The 3,117-nt window shown below is 37.2% G+C and carries 3 protein-coding genes; 1 reads left to right on the forward strand and 2 read right to left on the reverse strand.

Annotation, left to right across the window (positions count from 1 at the left end):
• Positions 1-165: 165 nt before the first annotated feature.
• Positions 166-924: a TIGR00297 family protein gene (locus tag IQ228_RS23925; RefSeq protein WP_027403269.1), complete on the reverse strand. Its 759-nt coding sequence runs from the start codon at positions 922-924 to the stop codon at positions 166-168.
• Between the two features lie 298 nt (positions 925-1,222).
• Between IQ228_RS23925 and IQ228_RS23930 the strand changes: the two genes are divergently transcribed.
• Complete coding sequence (locus IQ228_RS23930) at positions 1,223-1,654, forward strand: VOC family protein (RefSeq protein ID WP_193964682.1); 432 nt, start codon at positions 1,223-1,225, stop codon at positions 1,652-1,654.
• Between the two features lie 357 nt (positions 1,655-2,011).
• Here the strand turns inward: IQ228_RS23930 and IQ228_RS23935 are convergent, their stop codons facing one another.
• On the reverse strand, positions 2,012-2,614 hold the full coding sequence (locus IQ228_RS23935) for a triacylglycerol lipase (RefSeq protein ID WP_193964683.1): 603 nt from the start codon (positions 2,612-2,614) through the stop codon (positions 2,012-2,014).
• Between the last annotated feature and the right edge of the window lie 503 nt (positions 2,615-3,117).

The following is a 3,117-nucleotide window of genomic DNA, read 5'->3' on the forward strand; positions in this document are numbered from 1 at the left end:
TATGTAATCAATATCTGGTAATAAAATATCCTAATTTTTTATAAATAGTGAACTAAATGATTTTAGGCGATAACTATTTTTCAATCTGTAAGCAATATGACTAAAATGATTATGCTGGGTTTCCTTGTGTCAACCCAACCTACATGGAGTGATTTTAGTCAATAGTTAAACAAAAACACTTTGGTAAATTAATGCCAATATTATCGCCGCAGTTGCACCAATCAGGGTATTAAAGATATTGACAACCTCATTGGTCAGCCAAGTATATTTAGATTGCAAAGTCGCACCAATGACACTTTCTAAATTTGTAGCGATAAATGCGGCTATGACACTCCATAAGATGCCAAGGGGATTAATTAAATTTACTCCCCAACCAATGAGGGCGATCGCTATTGATGCTACCATACCAGCTAAAGTCCCTTCTAAACTTACCGCCCCTTCTGTCCCCCTGGGAACTGGTTGTAGTGTCGTAATTAAAAATGTCCTTTTACCATAAGCTTTACCAACTTCACTGGCTGTAGTATCAGATAGTTTGGTACTAAAACTGGCAACATAACCCAAACATAACAAATATTTAAAATCAGGTAAAAACAACACTCCCAACGCACATAAAGCCGCTATTAATGCTGAACCCCAAACGTTTTCTGGACCTCTTGCACCAGCACGTTTTTCCGCAATTCCGGCGGCTTCTTTTTCTGCCATACCAATGCGCGTTACCCCGGAACCGACAATAAAATAAAATACCACCACTAGATATCCCTGCCAACCTAGTGTTCCCCAAATGATTACTCCTAATAATCCAGCATTAAGTATACCTGCCGGGGTGAGCAACTTTTTGGGAATAATTGCGACTATTCCTAGTAAAATTGCATTTAAGCCTACTCCCATTAACCAGGGATTAATAGAACCTATTAAAGATAACATCTGTGATAAATTATGAGTATTTTCAGATTTCCATGCTAATAAAATGATTTTATCCTCTTTTACCACAGATTTATCGTAATTTTACTTCTTCACTTTTATTTGTCAAACAGCTTGGTGTTAAGTAGGTTGTCCTTGAAAATTATCGTTATGGCAAAGCAAGAGGCAAGAGTAAAGATTTACGTTTCTTTACACAGTTTGGTTTTATTGTGTTCACCTACTTATTGATTATTTTACTATAATTGATAATCAACCTACAGAGAAATTAACTAAATCCTACTTTTATTCATCTTACTCCACCATGAACCAAACCACATTTCACCTCGCCTTCCCTGTCACCAATATCCCCGACACCAAAGCCTATTATGTTGACGGTTTAGGCTGCATTCCCGGACGCGAAAACCCCCACGCTTTGATTCTCAACCTCTATGGACATCAATTAGTAGCACATACAACGAAAGATATCCTCACACCTCAAAAAGCAATTTATCCCCGACACTTTGGACTAATTTTCACCCAAGCAGCAGATTGGCAAGAATTACTAGAAAGGGCAAACAACAAAGATTTAAAATTTAGAGAAGAACCCAAATACCGCTTTACCGATTCCCTTCTAGAGCATCGGACTTTTTTCTTAGAAGACCCTTTTTATAACTTAATGGAATTTAAATATTATCGTCATCCAGAAGCAATTTTTGGCAATACTGAACATACCCAAATTGGTGATAGAAATTAGCTGTCCATAACGAATTACAGATGATAATAGTTAAACTATGAACCGTTTTCAGTCTAGCTTATTTGTTTGGCTGACAGCCCCACCTGGAACTGAAGTTCCAGGCTAATAGCTAAAGTTTACTAAAGTAAACTGGGGATTTTAGTCATCAAAAGATAACTTTTGCTATGAGACTGGGAATTCATTCCCAGGCGGACTACAGGTTTTACGTTAAGTTGACACCAATGAAGCTCTTGCTTTACCCCTACTAATCTAGGTTTTTCGTGATTTTACAAAAGTCCAGGTTCCAACCGTTTTGAGTATCTTGAGTAAATACCTTTCAGAATCACAAAAGAAGTGTATTTTTTGGTAAAGAAACATTCATGATTTCACTGATGTTGTTAATATCTTTACCACTATTGATAAAGTTCTAGAATCTGTTAACATTAAAGGATGTAATAACACTGGTAAAGTTATTTCTTTGCCTATACCAAGTTGTGAACTTTCTGTTGGGATAATCATTAAATCATAAGGTGTCCAAATAGATGTAAAATCCAACTGCTTTAACATCTCGACATCAGAATTTAAATCATTGAGAAAATTACTATGAGGACGCATTTGCAAAGCACCAGCCAGCCAAGTACCATAAGCAACTATAGTTCCATGATGAGGTGAAGAAATTGTAATAAATCGCTGGACTCTATTTATTCCCCCCAACCGCTGAATATAATAACGGCTGACAATTCCTCCCATACTAAAACCCACTATATCCAGTGGTTGCGCTGTTGCAAAAGTATCATTTACATAATTAGCTACCTGCTGGGCTAATTTCTCCAAAACCTCAGAACCATTATTAGGGATTAAATCCACCGTATGCACAGACAACCCTTGTTGTCGCAGAGAAAACGCCATTTTATTGAAAACCGCCCCAGTATCGTTAATACCATGCACTAATAAAACGGGATTTTGCTGTTTTGTTGCCATCATCTTAATTAGTTAATATTGTCAATAATTTAACTCAGTATTACAATCTTAAATATACAATGCAATACTTATCGGTTAAGGAAATGTAGGTTGGGTTGAGCGACAGCGAAACCCAACATTATCAAGGATTTGGTTGGATTATGGCTGATTCTTCCGGCACGCTACCGCAGGGATACGCCACACTGCGTGGACGTTCCGATTGTTTCGCGTTCACGCAGTGTCCCGCAGGGATACGTTTACGTTCCACAACCCAACCTAAGTAATGGGACAGAATTAATTACACAATGTCATTGCAAATGGAACGAAGTGAAATGAAGCAATCGCAAGGGTTGTGATTGCTTCCATTCCCTCGCAATGACTGTAAATATTTTTGTCCAATTACTTACCGGATGATGACTTTTTAGGCTTAACCGAGCAGTATTGATATACAATGTATGAGAATTTTGTGACTGAATCTAGATTATTAAGATTTATGAAATAAGTTCTCATAATCTTATAGTTGT

Source organism: Dolichospermum sp. LEGE 00246 (assembly GCF_015207865.1).
Taxonomy (GTDB): domain Bacteria; phylum Cyanobacteriota; class Cyanobacteriia; order Cyanobacteriales; family Nostocaceae; genus Dolichospermum; species Dolichospermum heterosporum.